The organism is Thalassobacterium maritimum (genome assembly GCF_031127805.1).
GTDB classification, from domain to species: domain Bacteria; phylum Verrucomicrobiota; class Verrucomicrobiia; order Opitutales; family Coraliomargaritaceae; genus Thalassobacterium; species Thalassobacterium maritimum.
The window spans coordinates 20,387-33,841 of the sequence record NZ_JARXHW010000012.1 but is presented as its reverse complement, the minus strand read 5'-3'; the positions used below and the strand labels follow the sequence as shown (position 1 = coordinate 33,841).

At 52.9% G+C, this 13,455-nt stretch carries 12 protein-coding genes; all 12 read right to left on the bottom strand.

Going from position 1 to position 13,455, the window contains the following annotated elements; translation table 11 throughout:
* Window positions 1-3: 3 nt before the first annotated feature.
* The 12 genes from fabD to nuoD are packed head-to-tail and all read right to left on the bottom strand — an operon-like array spanning window position 4 to window position 13,454.
* Complete coding sequence (gene fabD, locus QEH52_RS07110; protein ID WP_308949405.1) at window positions 4-909, bottom strand: ACP S-malonyltransferase; 906 nt, start codon at window positions 907-909, stop codon at window positions 4-6.
* Between the two features lie 29 nt (window positions 910-938).
* Window positions 939-2,453 carry an NADH-quinone oxidoreductase subunit N gene (locus tag QEH52_RS07105; RefSeq protein WP_308949404.1) on the bottom strand — a complete coding sequence of 505 codons (1,515 nt, stop codon included), beginning with the start codon at window positions 2,451-2,453 and terminating at the stop codon, window positions 939-941.
* Entirely contained in the window at window positions 2,453-4,042 is a 1,590-nt protein-coding gene (locus QEH52_RS07100; RefSeq protein ID WP_308949403.1) for a complex I subunit 4 family protein, read from the bottom strand. Before QEH52_RS07100 ends, QEH52_RS07105 begins: the two co-directional genes overlap by 1 nt.
* A gap of 23 nt (window positions 4,043-4,065) precedes the next feature.
* Window positions 4,066-5,916 (bottom strand): NADH-quinone oxidoreductase subunit L, encoded by a 1,851-nt coding sequence (gene nuoL / locus QEH52_RS07095; protein ID WP_308949402.1) that lies wholly within the window; start codon window positions 5,914-5,916, stop codon window positions 4,066-4,068.
* 4 nt (window positions 5,917-5,920) lie between these two features.
* Window positions 5,921-6,226 carry an NADH-quinone oxidoreductase subunit NuoK gene (gene nuoK, locus QEH52_RS07090; protein WP_308949401.1) on the bottom strand — a complete coding sequence of 102 codons (306 nt, stop codon included), beginning with the start codon at window positions 6,224-6,226 and terminating at the stop codon, window positions 5,921-5,923.
* 12 nt (window positions 6,227-6,238) lie between these two features.
* Complete coding sequence (locus QEH52_RS07085; protein WP_308949400.1) at window positions 6,239-6,772, bottom strand: NADH-quinone oxidoreductase subunit J; 534 nt, start codon at window positions 6,770-6,772, stop codon at window positions 6,239-6,241.
* A gap of 10 nt (window positions 6,773-6,782) precedes the next feature.
* Complete coding sequence (locus tag QEH52_RS07080) at window positions 6,783-7,331, bottom strand: NuoI/complex I 23 kDa subunit family protein (RefSeq protein WP_308949399.1); 549 nt, start codon at window positions 7,329-7,331, stop codon at window positions 6,783-6,785.
* A 5-nt stretch (window positions 7,332-7,336) separates the two neighbouring features.
* Window positions 7,337-8,482, bottom strand: a complete 1,146-nt coding sequence (locus QEH52_RS07075) for a complex I subunit 1/NuoH family protein (protein WP_308949398.1) — start codon at window positions 8,480-8,482, stop codon at window positions 7,337-7,339.
* Window positions 8,483-8,503: 21 nt separating this feature from the next.
* Complete coding sequence (locus QEH52_RS07070) at window positions 8,504-10,258, bottom strand: NADH-quinone oxidoreductase subunit G (RefSeq protein ID WP_308949397.1); 1,755 nt, start codon at window positions 10,256-10,258, stop codon at window positions 8,504-8,506.
* Window positions 10,259-10,261: 3 nt separating this feature from the next.
* Window positions 10,262-11,626: an NADH-quinone oxidoreductase subunit NuoF gene (gene nuoF, locus QEH52_RS07065; RefSeq protein ID WP_308949396.1), complete on the bottom strand. Its 1,365-nt coding sequence runs from the start codon at window positions 11,624-11,626 to the stop codon at window positions 10,262-10,264.
* 43 nt (window positions 11,627-11,669) lie between these two features.
* Window positions 11,670-12,167: an NADH-quinone oxidoreductase subunit NuoE family protein gene (locus QEH52_RS07060; protein WP_308949395.1), complete on the bottom strand. Its 498-nt coding sequence runs from the start codon at window positions 12,165-12,167 to the stop codon at window positions 11,670-11,672.
* A 45-nt stretch (window positions 12,168-12,212) separates the two neighbouring features.
* Complete coding sequence (gene nuoD, locus QEH52_RS07055) at window positions 12,213-13,454, bottom strand: NADH dehydrogenase (quinone) subunit D (RefSeq protein ID WP_308949394.1); 1,242 nt, start codon at window positions 13,452-13,454, stop codon at window positions 12,213-12,215.
* Window position 13,455: the final 1 nt, after the last annotated feature.

Sequence of the window (13,455 nt, the reverse complement as noted above, 5' to 3'; positions counted from 1 at the left end):
TACCTACGAAGGAATCTCTTCAAACTCGGACATCGGCGTGACGACCAGTGAGCGGTCGATACGCTTGGCAAAGCCTGCAAGCACTTTCCCCGGACCGCACTCGAAGAATTCACTGATACCGTTATCAGCCGCCATGTTGCGCAAGTTGTCTTCGAAACGAACAGAAGAAACCACTTGGCTCACAAGTGCCTCTTTGATTGCTTGCGGATCGCTGATTTGCTGACCGGTCACATTGGTGTAGCAGACCAGTTCAGGCGCTTTGAAATCGAAGTCTTTGATAAACTCAGCAAATGCATCGCGCGCCGACTCCATCAAGCGGCTGTGATACGCACCCGCCACATTGAGCGGCTTACATAGCTTGAAACGGCCCTTCGAAGCTGCGACGGCTTCGAGCACCTTAGCGTTGTCGCCCGAGATCACGATTTGCCCCGGGCAATTCAAATTAGCGATTTCAATATCGAACTCATCGCAGAAGCTTTGCACATCTTCAGGAGCACCACCGATCACAGCGGCCATACCTCCCTTAGTCGCGTCGCAGGCCAACTGCATCAAGCGGCCACGCTCCGCCACCAGACGTAGCCCGGTGGCAAAATCATACACGCCGGCAGTTGCCAAAGCGGTGAGCTCACCGAGGCTCAAGCCACAGGCTGCCTTCAGATCGTTTAAGAGACCGCGTTCTTTAAGAATGCTGAAAAGCACATAGCCCTGCACGTAGAGCGCCGGTTGGCAGACACGTGTTTCTGTCAAAGTAGCCTCTGGACCATCGAAGCAGACGCTTTTTAAGTCCCAACCGAGCACTTCGTTCGCTTCGTCATAAAGCGCTTTCGCGATCTCGGAGTGATCGTAGAGCGAACGGCCCATGCCCACAGTTTGTGCGCCCTGACCGGAAAAAAGAATACCTGTTGCCATAATATAAAAAATTCAAATGTGTTACTTGACTAGCGAATGATCGGTAGCGCTGCAGGCAAGAGCCCCACGACTACGGAAGCCACTGTGAACGCCCCCAGCAGAAAGCGATCGCCTGCAGTGGAAGGACAAGCCGCTTCGTTGACCACTTCGGTAGACGGCGTCGAGAAGTAACACTCACGAATCCAACCGAAGTAATAGTAAATCGAAATCACGACACCAATCACAGCAATAATCAGCAAGCCATAGAGGCCAGCTTGAAAGGCGGCCACAAAGAGGAAGAGCTTACCGATGAAACCACCTAGCGGGGGGATGCCCGCCAAGGAACCGAGACCGCATGCGAGCACACCACCGAGGAAGGGATGCTTGCGTGCAAAGTTTTGATAATGATCGAGCTCTTGGATCGCATCGTCCGCCGCAGCAGAAAGCGACATGACACCAAAGACCGCGAATGAAGCGAGCAAGTAGGTGAAGAGGTAAAAGATCACGGCATAAACAGCCCAATCCACACCACGCATCAGTGCCACCACACCGAGCAGCAGATAACCGGCGTGTGCGATGCCCGAAAGCCCCATCAAGCGCTTCACATTACGCTGCGTGACCGCAGCGATATTCCCAAAGAGAATGGTGGCGGCCGCAATGACAGAGAGGACTGGAACCAGAAAATCCTGTAAGCCGAAGAAAGGCCCACTTACCAACTGGATGAGAACGATAAAGCCAGCTGCCTTGGAAGCCACGGCAAGGTAAGCGGTGACAGGCGTCGGCGCACCTTGATAGACGTCGGGCACCCAAATTTGAAAAGGCACGGCACCGATTTTGAAGCAGACGCCTGCAATGACTAGCAGCGCACCAATCTTCACAATGAGATTATCCATATTCGGAATCACAAAGTGCATCAGCTGCGTATAATTAAGCGAGTCATGGCTGGACGCCACCAACTCTGGACTACCAGCGATGCCATAAAGCAGCACGATACCGAACAGAAGGATGCCAGAGCTGAGCGCGCCGAGAATCAGGTATTTCAAGCCAGCTTCCAACGAGAATTTACTCGTGCGGTTGTAAGCAACCAATACGTAAAAGGCCACCGTCACTGTTTCCAGCGCCACGAAGAGCATGACGAAGTGTGCACTCTGCACCAGCAGCATCATCGCGGCTGAAATAATCAACACCAGTGCGTAAAACTCCGTTTTGGGCAAGGCTGACTGCCGTGCGAAGTAGACCTTACCTAAGTAACAAACTGCCAGTGAACTGAGAAGGAAGAAGCCACGCATCAATTGAGTGACATCGTTCTGCGCAATGAGCCCGCTAAAATATTCGCGCTGATCGAAGCTGCAGCATCCAGCACAGGTAAAGGCCAGCACTAGGACAATCACTTGTCCCCAAACTGCAAGACGAGGAATCCAGCGCGTCTGCTGACTGCGTGGCAAAGCCATCTCAGCCCCCAGAAGCCCCAGAGCGAGCACGCCCAAGAGGATCTCGGGCAGAATGGCCGCCCATTCATTAGTCGCGGTGAAACCGCTCAAAAATTCAATAAGAAGTTCGTTCATTAGTGTGTAACCTCCTTGTGTGCGTCCACCTGAGTGGGGAGCACGGCCGAGTGGATGACCGGCAAATTGCTTTGTTCCTGTGGATACATTTCAACCAACTCACGGTTGGCATCGTCTGAAAAGATGCGTGGAAAAATACCGATCAGCACCAGACCCGCGATCAAGATGCCAGCGGGCAATTTTTCGAAGCCCTGCAAATCGGTAATTTGACCACTCTCTAAGCGGTCGGCGAAGTCGCCCTTGGGCTGACCAAAGAAGATATTAGCCACAGCGCGCAGGCCGTAGATGGCGGAAATAATGATGCCAATGGCCGCGGGCACGACGATCCAGCGCGTGAGCTCCGTCTCTGCAAGTGCTGCAAAGATAGTGAACTCTCCCCAGAAATTACCAAAGCCGGGCAAACCAATGCTAGCCATCGAACCAGCCACGAAGCATGCTGCCAGCACAGGCGCTCTAGAGGCGAGCCCCCCCATCGCACTGAGGTCGAAAGTTTGACTGCGGTGGTAGATGCATGTCGACAGCATGAAGAGCAGTGCCACCGAGAGACCGTGTGCCACCATCAACAGCAACGCCCCACCCGCGCCCACCACGGAAAAGCAAGCCAAGCCCAGGAAGGCATAGCCCATGTGCATGACGGAACTGTAGCCAAGCATCATCTTGAGATCCTTCTGCGCCATCGTGACTAGACCGATGAAAAGGATGTTACCCAATGCGAGCCACACGATCCAAGAGAACCAATGTTCGCCCCCCGCCGGCAAGAGCGGTCCAGCGATCTGGAGCAGGCCATAGAGACCGAATTTTTTCAAAACACCTGCGTGTAGCATTGCGGCACCTGTCGGAGCGACGGCATAGCCCTTGGGCGCCCAGCTGTGAAATGGGAAGAGTGAAACCAAGATACCAAAGCCGAAAAGCAGCAGTGCAAAGATATTGTTTTGCACGGTCTCGGAGAGCGGCTGTGCGGACAAATAGTTGCGTAGCTCCACCAACGAGAAGGAATCTGCGCCGCTTTGCACGTAGAGTGCAATCAGGCCGAGTAAGGAAAGCAGAGCGCCGAGGGTCAGGTAAACCGTCATCTCGATGGCAGCCCCGCGACGGCCCGCGCCACCCCACATACCGATCATCAAAAAGGTCGGGATGAGCGCAAACTCATGGAAGAAGTAGAAGAAGAACACATCGACCGAGGCGAAGGTGCCCATCAAGCCGCCCAACATAAAGAGCAGCAAAGCCAGATAAAGGTGCGGACGATCCGCATTGGAATACATCGCATAGAGCCCCGCCGCTAAGCCGACTGTGCCCGCGAGCAGGAAGAGCGGCATGGAGATACCGTTCAAGCCCAAGTGCAGGTAAATGCCAATGCTTTCCAGCCCGGTCGGCAAGCGCAGCTCGAAGTTATACTCGCCCACCAATGAAGGTTCGAAAAGACTATAGAGCAGCAGCCCGATGATTAATGGCCAACCAAAGCCGAATGCGGCCACTGCTCGAATCGTCGTTTGACTGAAGCGTGCACCGAAGAGCAAGACTGTGCCCGCAACCAACGGTGCCAGAATTGCGACGAGCAAAAAGAGTGAATTCGTGTCGAGGTTTCCCATATCTAACCTAAGAAAAAGTGAATTTACAGAAGTCCGGAAGCGACCGCCCAAAGAAGAACTAGGCCAGCGAGGAACCAATAAACGTAGCTGTGAATGTTACCATCATGCAGGGATCGTGAGCACATACCGACGAGTCCTACGAGACCTGCGCTACCGCGCACCAGAATGCCCTTGATCACAAAGACATCAATAAAACTGAGGAAGAGCGCGAAGCGTTGCTGAATTTTCGCCACATAGTAACCATAGATTTCATCAAACCAGAGACGTGACTTCAGGAAGCCATAGACAGGAGGTGCACTCTTTGCGAGACGATCCTCCTTGGCGCCCACGCGGTAGTAGAACAATGAAAGCGCAAGGCCCACCACCCAAGCGGCCGAGCCGAGGATCAGCACCTTAGTGTGCATGGCATCGTGCCCAGACATATGATGCAAGTGATCGAGGTTCTCTTTGATCAAGCCACCGAGTTGCTCCGGCCAGAAACCGATCCAACCACCCGCGACAGATAGCACAGCTAAAACGATCAAAGGAATCAGCATAGTCAGCGGACTCTCCTTCGCATGCGAAGCAGCGTCGGACTTGGGCTGGCCGAGGAAAGCGATCCAAAAAAGACGCCCCATGTAGCCTGCGGTTAAGAAAGCACCCAAAGTGAGCAGAATAAAGATCGGCGAACTAGTCAGGCCAGCGGCGACGAGGATCGCATCTTTCGAGTAGAAACCAGCCAAGCCGTAAAAGCCGCAAAGCGCCAAGGTGCCCAGTAAGAAGGTGATCGAAGTGATCGGCATCTTCTTGAGCAGGCCGCCCATTTTGAAGATGTCTTGCTCGTGGTGGCAACCGTGGATGACCGAACCAGCTGCAAGGAAGAGCAGCGCCTTGAAAAAGGCGTGAGTGATCAGGTGGAAGAGTGCCACACCTGGCAGGCCAAGACCAAAGGCGGCCGACATGTAGCCGAGCTGCGAGAGCGTGGAATACGCCAAAATCTTTTTAATGTCATTCTGACCGTAAGCACAAAATCCTGCATAGACTGCAACGGAGGTGCCGAGCCATGCGATAAATGTTAACACTTCAGGCGTAAATAGAAACTGGATACGAATCAGGAAGTAGACACCCGCGGCGACCATGGTAGCCGCGTGAATCAAAGCGGAAACAGGCGTCGGACCCGCCATCGCATCGGGCAACCAAACATGCAGTGGGAATTGAGCCGACTTACCAATGAAGCCACACATCAGCAGCGCAGCAATGCATGCACTGATTAGTTCGCTATTCGCCGCGACGATGCCGTGCATCTCGCTGAGGTTTGTGGTGCCGAAGTGCCAGTAGGCATATACGATACCGATCAAAAAGCCAAAGTCCCCCACCCGATTGACGATAAACGCCTTCTTCGAGGCAGCGGCTGCTTCGTCGGTATCAAGGTAGTGACCAATCAACATATAAGAGCTGAAACCCACCAGCTCCCAGAATACGAAGATCATAATCAAGTTGTCCGCCAGCACGATACCGAGCATGGAGAACATGAAGATCGACAGACCGCCAAAGAAACGAGCGCGCCCCTTGTCGTCGGCCATATAGCCGAGACTGAAAAGATGGATCAAGAAGCCAACAGCTCCCACCATCGTCAGCATGGTCGCCGAGACACCATCGAAAAGAAAGCCCATCGACACGCTATAATCGCCGAAGCTGAGCCAATCCCAAGACACGGTTAGGCTTTCGCCCGCAGCACCACGGATCGCAAGCAGCGAAAAGACGAAGATGCCTGCCGCGGCGAGCACCGAGATGGCCGAAGCCACTTTGCCCATACGGCGGAAAAAGAATGCGATCAAAGCCGCTGAAACCAGCGGGGTGAGAAGCACAGCGAGAAGAGACTGAGTGGCGGTCATGGTTCTAGCGACTCAAGGAGGTGAGTTGATCGACCATCACCGTTTGGCGCAGACGGAAAAGCGCGACGATGATAGCGAGGCCGAGGGCGACTTCAGCAGCCGCCACAGTGATAATAAAAAAGACGAAAAGGTTGCCATCCATGGTGCCGTTGTAACGGGAAAATGCGACCAGCGCGAGATTCACCGCGTTGAGCATTAACTCCAGCGACATATAGATGATCAGCGTGTTCTTGCGAAGAATCACCCCGAGCAAGCCGATTGCAAAGAGCAATCCGGCAACCAATATAAAAGCGTTTATACCTACGGTCATATAAATTAGGAATTAAGAATGTTTCTTCGAGACCACAATGACGCCGATCATAGCGGACAGTAGCAAGAAGCCGGTCACTTGGAATGGCAGCATATACTTGGTGAATAAGCTGTAACCAAATGACTTGGCGGATGTGGTAAAAGGAATACCAATCCCTGCGCCAGTGGGATTCTCCAGAACTGGCAGTAAGGAGGTTTCAGGTAAATGCTGTCCACCGGCAAAAGCAGAACAAATCATAACGACCAAGAGCGCAAATCCAGCAATCGAGGCAGCGAGTGTCAGCTTATCCTTTAAGATCTGATTGGTTTCCTTATCCACATCAAGTAGCATGATAATGAATAGGAAGAGCACCATGACCGCGCCTGCATATACGAGAATCTGCAACACAGCGAGAAAGTAAGCTTCCAGCAACACAAACATCCCTGCCGTGCCAACGAAGGAAACAATCATGCACATGGCGCTATTCACCGCATTCGGGCTCACTACCATCAGGAGTGCCGAAGTCAGCGTAATGGCTGCGAAGACGTAAAAGAGTATATCGATCATGATTCGAAATTTAATGTGCGTTACCTGCGAGTTCAGCAGACTTCTTTTTATCCCACTTGTGGTGTTTATCCGGCAGCGTGCCGCCCAGCTCGTAGAGCTTTTGCTTATTGTTGATCATCTCTTCACGCGAATAACCAGAAAGTGAGAAGATGTCTTGCAAGAAGATGGCCTCCTCAGGGCAGACCTCTTGGCACAGCCCACAATAGATACAGCGTAGCATGTTGATATCGAACTCTTGCGGCGCCTTCTCGACGTGAGCACGCTCAGGTTCGGCCTCAGCATCGATCGCACCAGGCGTGATACGGATGGCCTTGGGCGGACATACAAATTCACACAATTGGCAGGACACGCACTTCTCGCGACCATTGGGATCTTTGACCAAAGTGGGCACGCCACGATAGTTATCCGGGATGGTGGGACGCTCGTCTGGATATTGCAGTGTGACGCCCTTCTGCAGCATGGTGCCGAAGGTGGTCTTCAAGCCCGTAACAATCTGCGGCAAGAAGGTTTTTTCCGCAAAGGACAGCGGCTTACGTTCTAGAACTTTTGTCTTAGCCATTAAATTTAGCGGGTGAGAGTGTCGTAAAGGGCGATGATAATGGTGTTGAACACCAAGTTAGCCACCGCGAGTGGGAGAAGAATCTTCCAACCAAGCGACATCACTTGGTCGTAGCGGAAACGTGGCAAGGTCCAGCGCATCCAGATAAAAAAGAAAATCATGAAAAAGACCTTGCCCATGAACCAGGCGACCGAGAGCACACTCCCGAGAATGCCAGTGCCCCAAGGGTCCGCCATCCATGGCAGGAAGTTCCAGCCACCGAGGAATAGCAGAACAAAGATGCCTGAGCCCATGATGATGTGTGCATACTCTGCAACGAAGAAGAGGCCAAACTTAAAACAGCCATACTCGGTATGGAAACCGCCCACTAGGTCGGTTTCAGACTCCGCCATATCGAAAGGTAAGCGATTGGTTTCAGCAAAGAGCGCGACTAGAAACAACAGTGCTGAAAGCGGTTGCCACAGAATCGTCCAAGCCGCCTGCTGTGATTGTACCACTCCGAAGAGGCTCATACCGTAGCGGCTCCCCTCGACAAACATGCCTGCCTCATCATAATAGCCTGGCGAAGCTGACCACATAAAGACCGGCAAGAGTGCCAAGCCCATAGCGAGTTCGTAGGAAATCATTTGTGCAGAAGCGCGGACTCCACCTAAAAAGGGATATTTACTATTCGAAGACCAACCCGCCAGCACGACCCCGTAAACTCCGAGGGAAGAAATTCCGAGAATGATCAACATGCCGAGATCGACATTGGCCAAAACCAGCGGCTGAAGAACGCCATCGGCATCCACATAACGACCAAATGGAAGCACCACCATAGTCGTCAAAGCGGGCGCGAGTGCGACCACCGGAGCTAAATAGTAGTAGCCCTTGTTCACGTGGCCGGGCACGATTTCTTCTTTGAAAAGAAACTTGAGGCCATCAGCGACGGGTTGAAACAAACCCAGACCTGTCATCAGATTGCCCAAGATCGGAATATGACCGACGAGTGGCAAGCGTGTGCGGTTAGGCCCCACGCGGCCTTGAATCCAACTGGACACTTTGCGCTCAGCTAGCACTGAGTAACTGCAAAGTCCCATAAAGACAGAGATCATGAGGACTGCATACACAATCGGCATGATGTAGGGCAAAGATGCGTCTAAGAATTCCATATCAGAAACTTGTTCAATAACTTAGGCCTCCTCCTGCGCCGCAGCAGCGGGTGCTTGAGCGGATGCAGTGTGCGCTTCCTTAAACGCGACAGGATCATATTTAAGATTCTTAGTTTCAACGAAACTAAGATCGAGGAAGGCTTTGGCATCGAGCGCGACCCCTTCGTCGGGCAGTGAGCGCCAGCTAAGTGACTCGGGCAAAGAAGCCAATGTCTTCACCATACGCAGCCAGAGTTCATCAATTGCCAGCGCAGGCGCGGCTTTTTCTTGGGCCAAAGGAGCGGCGATCTTTTCCAAGATCGTAATATCCGACTGTACTCCACGTGGGCCAGGAACCGCGGTCTTGAAACGCTGGAGACGGAAGCTCTGGTTGATAAATGAACCGTCCTTCTCAAATACCATCAACGAGGGAATCACGAGATGAGCGACTTGGCTGGTTTTGTTGGCATGTGTGCCGACGTAAATGACTTTGACTTTGGCAAGCGTCTCAGAATCGATCCCGAGCTGAGTGAGGTCTTCGTTCACCGCGAGAACTGTCTTGACGGCTCCGGAGTTGATGTCGTGGGCCAGTGCATCGAGCTTGGCCTCCGGAAGTTGGTCAATCAAGCCGGTCACCAGCGCACCACGCAAGTTCGGACTGCGATCTTCGGATAGCAGCAGCCCATCGCCTTCATCGTAATGGCTGACGAGCGAGACTTTAGCGCCGCATCGCTCAGCAATGGTTTTGTAAAAGAACTGCTCTTCCAATGAACTGTGTGCTGAGCCGACTAATGCGACATCCCCCGATTGCAATAGCTCCACGGCAGCATTCGCCACTTCCTCGGGACTCTTATGTACACCTTCAATGGTGTATTGGACCAGACGGTCGTCCGACTCGATGGCTTTATACAGCGCACGGCCCGAATCAGTCATCCAAGTATCGTTCACCGCGTCATTACGGCGTGGCGTGATACGATAGATCTTACCTTCGCGGCTCCAGATCTCAGTATTGGCACCCACACTACTCTCGGTGCAAATGCTATCTGTGCGCTTAAGAAACCATACCCGCATTTTAAAGCGGAAGTCGGTACTGGTGAGTGCGCCCACAGGACAAATATCCACTGTATTGAGTGAATAGTTGTGGGAGAGATCTTTGCCTGGGAAACAAGTGAGCGTGGAGTAAGTGCCACGATCCACAAAGCCAAGCACATCGTCGCCAGCAACTTCTTTACTGAAGCGTATGCAACGCGAACAAAGAATGCAGCGCTCGTCATCGAGGGTGACACGCGGCCCCAGCGTCGTGCGCTTAGGCTTCACATTCTTCTTTTCTATAAAGCGGCTGTATCCACGGCCATGCTCTGCGGAAAACTCCTGCAAACGGCACTCACCTGCTTGGTCGCAAATGGGGCAGTCCAATGGGTGGTTGATCAACAAGAATTCAGTCACCCCATTGCGCGACTCCTTCACCATCTCAGAGTTGGTCCGGATATGCATGCCAGGCGAGGCATTGGTCGCACAACCGATGGTAGGCTTAGGCATCCAACCGATCTTTTGCACGCCATTCTCATCCAGAATGGCTTCGCCGGTGGCACGATCGCGCATCGGCATGCCCATTTCGACCATGCACATACGGCAGTTACCCGCGACGGAGAGTTTCGGATGGTAGCAATAGTGCGGCACTTCCTTGCCCTTGCCCACCATCTTCACGGCCTCAATGATGTTAATCCCCTTGGGGACTTCGACATCCTGCCCATCGATATTGATGGTGATGTTCTCGACGATGCTCTGAATGTTCATGGTCTAAATTAAAGTAGTCTCCTTCGCGACTTCTTGGCCCTCTTTACGGCGGGCAGCTTGCTCTTTGGCTTTCTCAACGAATTCGTCCTTAAACTTGGCGATAAAACTTTGGACCGGCCACGAGGCTGCCTCGCCGAAGGCACAAATCGTGCGCCCCGCAATTTGGTCGGCGATGGACTTGAGCAGATCGGCATCTTCCTCGCGGGCTTCGCCGTCGACCATGCGTTGGGTGACCTTACGCATCCAAGGCACCCCTTCGCGACAAGGCGTGCACTGGCCACAACTTTCGTGGGCGTAGAAATAGTTAATATTCGCCAGCGCTTCCACCATGTCAGTGGTGTCGTCCATCACGATCACGCCACCGGAGCCCGACATCGAGCCGACCGCAGCCAAGCTATCAAAGTCCATCGGAATATCTTCGATGCCCCAATCAAACTCGGTGCCGTCCTTCAGTTTACCAGTAAAACGCTCATCCGCGCGTAGAATCTTGGCGGAGGAACCGCCGGGGATGACGGCCTTGAGCTTGCGTCCGGGCTTGAGCCCACCGCACACGTCGTAAATGAGTTGCCCCAATGTCACATCCGAGCAGGCAAATTCATAGTAGCCCGGCTTTTGCACGTGGCCGGATACACACCAAATACGGGTGCCGGTGTTACCGGGTGTGCCGATCTTGGCAAAGCCTTCGCCCCCCATCTCGATGATGTGCTTCACGTCACAAAGAGTTTCCACATTATTTACAATGGTCGGACACTGATAGGCACCCAGTGCCGCAGGAAAGTATGGCGGCTTAATGCGTGGATTGGCGCGAAAACCTTCCAAGGACTCGATCAAACCGGTTTCTTCACCGCAAATGTAAGCCCCGGCACCACGGTGCACAATGATATCGCAGGAGTAGCCCGAACCGAGGATGTTATCTCCGAGGAAATTCTTCTCGCGGGCCTCTTCGATCGCACGTTCGAGGATTTTGTATCCCTGGAAGAACTCACCACGAATATAGATAAATGCCAGCTTCGCCTGAATCGCGAAAGCGGCACACATCATACCTTCGATCAACTGGTGCGGATCTTGGTGAATGATTTGACGATCTTTAAAAGTGCCCGGCTCCGATTCGTCGGCATTACAAACGAGGTAGATAGGCTTGCCCGACTTACGATCGAGAAACTTCCACTTCATCCCCGCTGGGAAACCAGCACCGCCGCGGCCACGAACACCAGAAGTGAGCACCTCTGCGCAGATGTCTTCCGGCTTCATGGTGACGGCCTTCTTAAGCTGCTCGTAGCCACCGTTTTTCACGTAGCAATCGATGTCGTTGGTATACCCTTCTTCGTCGATATGTTTGAAAATTAACCTGGTTTCTTGAAGTGCCATTGTGGGAATTAAAAATTAGGAATTACGAATTAGGAATGCGTGATCAGGCTGACAAGCCGTTGGGGAGCTCACCGCTCTTCATTTTAGCGGCCATTTCAGCCGCCTTTTCTGGATCGATGTCGGTATATTCGTCTTCACCGACCATCACGACGGGGCCCTTGCCGCAATCGGCGTGGCATTCGACGAATTCCAGCGTCACTTTACCATCTTCACTGGTGTGCCCGACCTTGCAGCCAAACTCCTTTTCGAAGCTCTTGCAGGTTTGATAGGCGCCTGCGAGGGCACAGGGCAAAGTGCGACAGACACGCACATGATATTGGCCCGTAGGCTCCGTGCGCAGCATCGGATAAAAGGTCACGATCTCGATAATATTGATCGGCTGTAGATCCAGACGCTCGGCAATCCATTCCATCGCCTCCTGAGACAGGTAGCCCTGATCCTCTTGCACCAAGTGGCAAAGTGGTAGCGCCGCACTACGCACAGTCGGGTAGCGTGGTACGAGCTTGTCGATCTTTTCGATTGTTTCTGGTTTTAAATTCATTAAATGCTCCGTTTACCGGTTTTCAGTTTTCCAGTGGCTCATCGACTACCTGTCACATTCCCCCATTACGAAGTCCAGTGAACCTAGAATCACAGTGATGTCGGTCATGTAGTGCCCGGGAATCAGTTTTTCGAGAATACTCAAGCTACAGAAAGATGGACCGCGAATCTTGAGACGATACGGCACGCCGCCCCCCTTTGAAACGATGAAAAAGCCCAAGGCCCCCTTAGGGTTCTCAGCTTCGAAGTAGACTTCGCCTGCGGGGATCTGTGGACCTTCAGTCACAATCATGAAGTTCTGAATCAGCTCCTCCATGCTGGTCAGCACTTTAGCCTTTTGTGGCGCAAAGATCTTTTTGGCCTCTTCCGCGTAGTAGCTCCCCTCAGGAAATTGATCGATACACTGGCGTATGATACTCACACTCTGGCGCACCTCTTCAGCACGCATCAAGTAGCGATCGTAGCAATCCCCGGTAGTGCCGACGGGCACTTCGAAATCAAACTTTTCATAGCCGAGATAAGGCTTATCCTTACGCAAGTCCAGATCCACACCGCAAGCACGCAAGTTCGGCCCCGTCAATCCATAAGAAATCGCGTCCTCCTTAGAAATCGCCCCCACTCCAACAGTGCGGTCCATGAAGATACGATTGCGCGTCAGCAACTTATCCACTTGATCCAAAACGGGCAATACCCCCTTACAGAACTCAAGCACACGGCCTAACCAACCATCGGGAATATCACGCGCGACCCCACCGATACGAGTGTAACTGGTGGTAAAACGTGCACCGGTCAATTCTTCGAACAGTGTGTAAAGTTTTTCACGCTCGGTGAACGTATACATGAACACCGTCCATGCACCGGCATCCATGCCGTAAACACCAATGCCCAACAAGTGCGAAGACACACGCGCCAGCTCACAGCAGAGCACGCGAATCGCTTGGCAACGGTCCGGCACTTCCAGCGCAGCCAGTTTTTCAACTGCCATCGCGTAGGCCACATTATTAGCCAAAGGTGCGAGATAGTCCAATCGGTCTGTGTAAGGCACAAACTGATTATAAGTCATGTTCTCAGCGATCTTCTCGTCTCCACGGTGAAGATAGCCGAGCACAGGATCGCAGCTTTTCACGATGTCGCCATCGAGCTCCATCTTCAAGCGCAGCACTCCGTGCGTCGTCGGGTGCGAGGGACCGACGTTAAGCGCCATGGTCTCCCCTTGCAGGGTAGGTTCAGCCTCGCTGCTACGTGCACCGAGGTCGCCGATCGAAATTTCTTTTGTGGTCGTGGCCATG

Bases quoted from the DNA above. Each gene is read 5' to 3' on its own strand.
- nuoF (WP_308949396.1), bottom strand. From the start codon at position 11,626: ATGGCACTTCAAGAAACCAGGTTAATTTTCAAACATATCGACGAAGAA.
- fabD (WP_308949405.1), bottom strand. From the start codon at position 909: ATGGCAACAGGTATTCTTTTTTCCGGTCAGGGCGCACAAACTGTGGGC.
- nuoD (WP_308949394.1), bottom strand. From the start codon at position 13,454: ATGGCCACGACCACAAAAGAAATTTCGATCGGCGACCTCGGTGCACGT.
- QEH52_RS07085 (WP_308949400.1), bottom strand. From the start codon at position 6,772: ATGATCGATATACTCTTTTACGTCTTCGCAGCCATTACGCTGACTTCG.
- QEH52_RS07070 (WP_308949397.1), bottom strand. From the start codon at position 10,258: ATGAACATTCAGAGCATCGTCGAGAACATCACCATCAATATCGATGGG.
- QEH52_RS07060 (WP_308949395.1), bottom strand. From the start codon at position 12,167: ATGAATTTAAAACCAGAAACAATCGAAAAGATCGACAAGCTCGTACCA.
- QEH52_RS07105 (WP_308949404.1), bottom strand. From the start codon at position 2,453: ATGAACGAACTTCTTATTGAATTTTTGAGCGGTTTCACCGCGACTAAT.
- QEH52_RS07080 (WP_308949399.1), bottom strand. From the start codon at position 7,331: ATGGCTAAGACAAAAGTTCTAGAACGTAAGCCGCTGTCCTTTGCGGAA.
- nuoK (WP_308949401.1), bottom strand. From the start codon at position 6,226: ATGACCGTAGGTATAAACGCTTTTATATTGGTTGCCGGATTGCTCTTT.
- QEH52_RS07075 (WP_308949398.1), bottom strand. From the start codon at position 8,482: ATGGAATTCTTAGACGCATCTTTGCCCTACATCATGCCGATTGTGTAT.
- nuoL (WP_308949402.1), bottom strand. From the start codon at position 5,916: ATGACCGCCACTCAGTCTCTTCTCGCTGTGCTTCTCACCCCGCTGGTT.
- QEH52_RS07100 (WP_308949403.1), bottom strand. From the start codon at position 4,042: ATGGGAAACCTCGACACGAATTCACTCTTTTTGCTCGTCGCAATTCTG.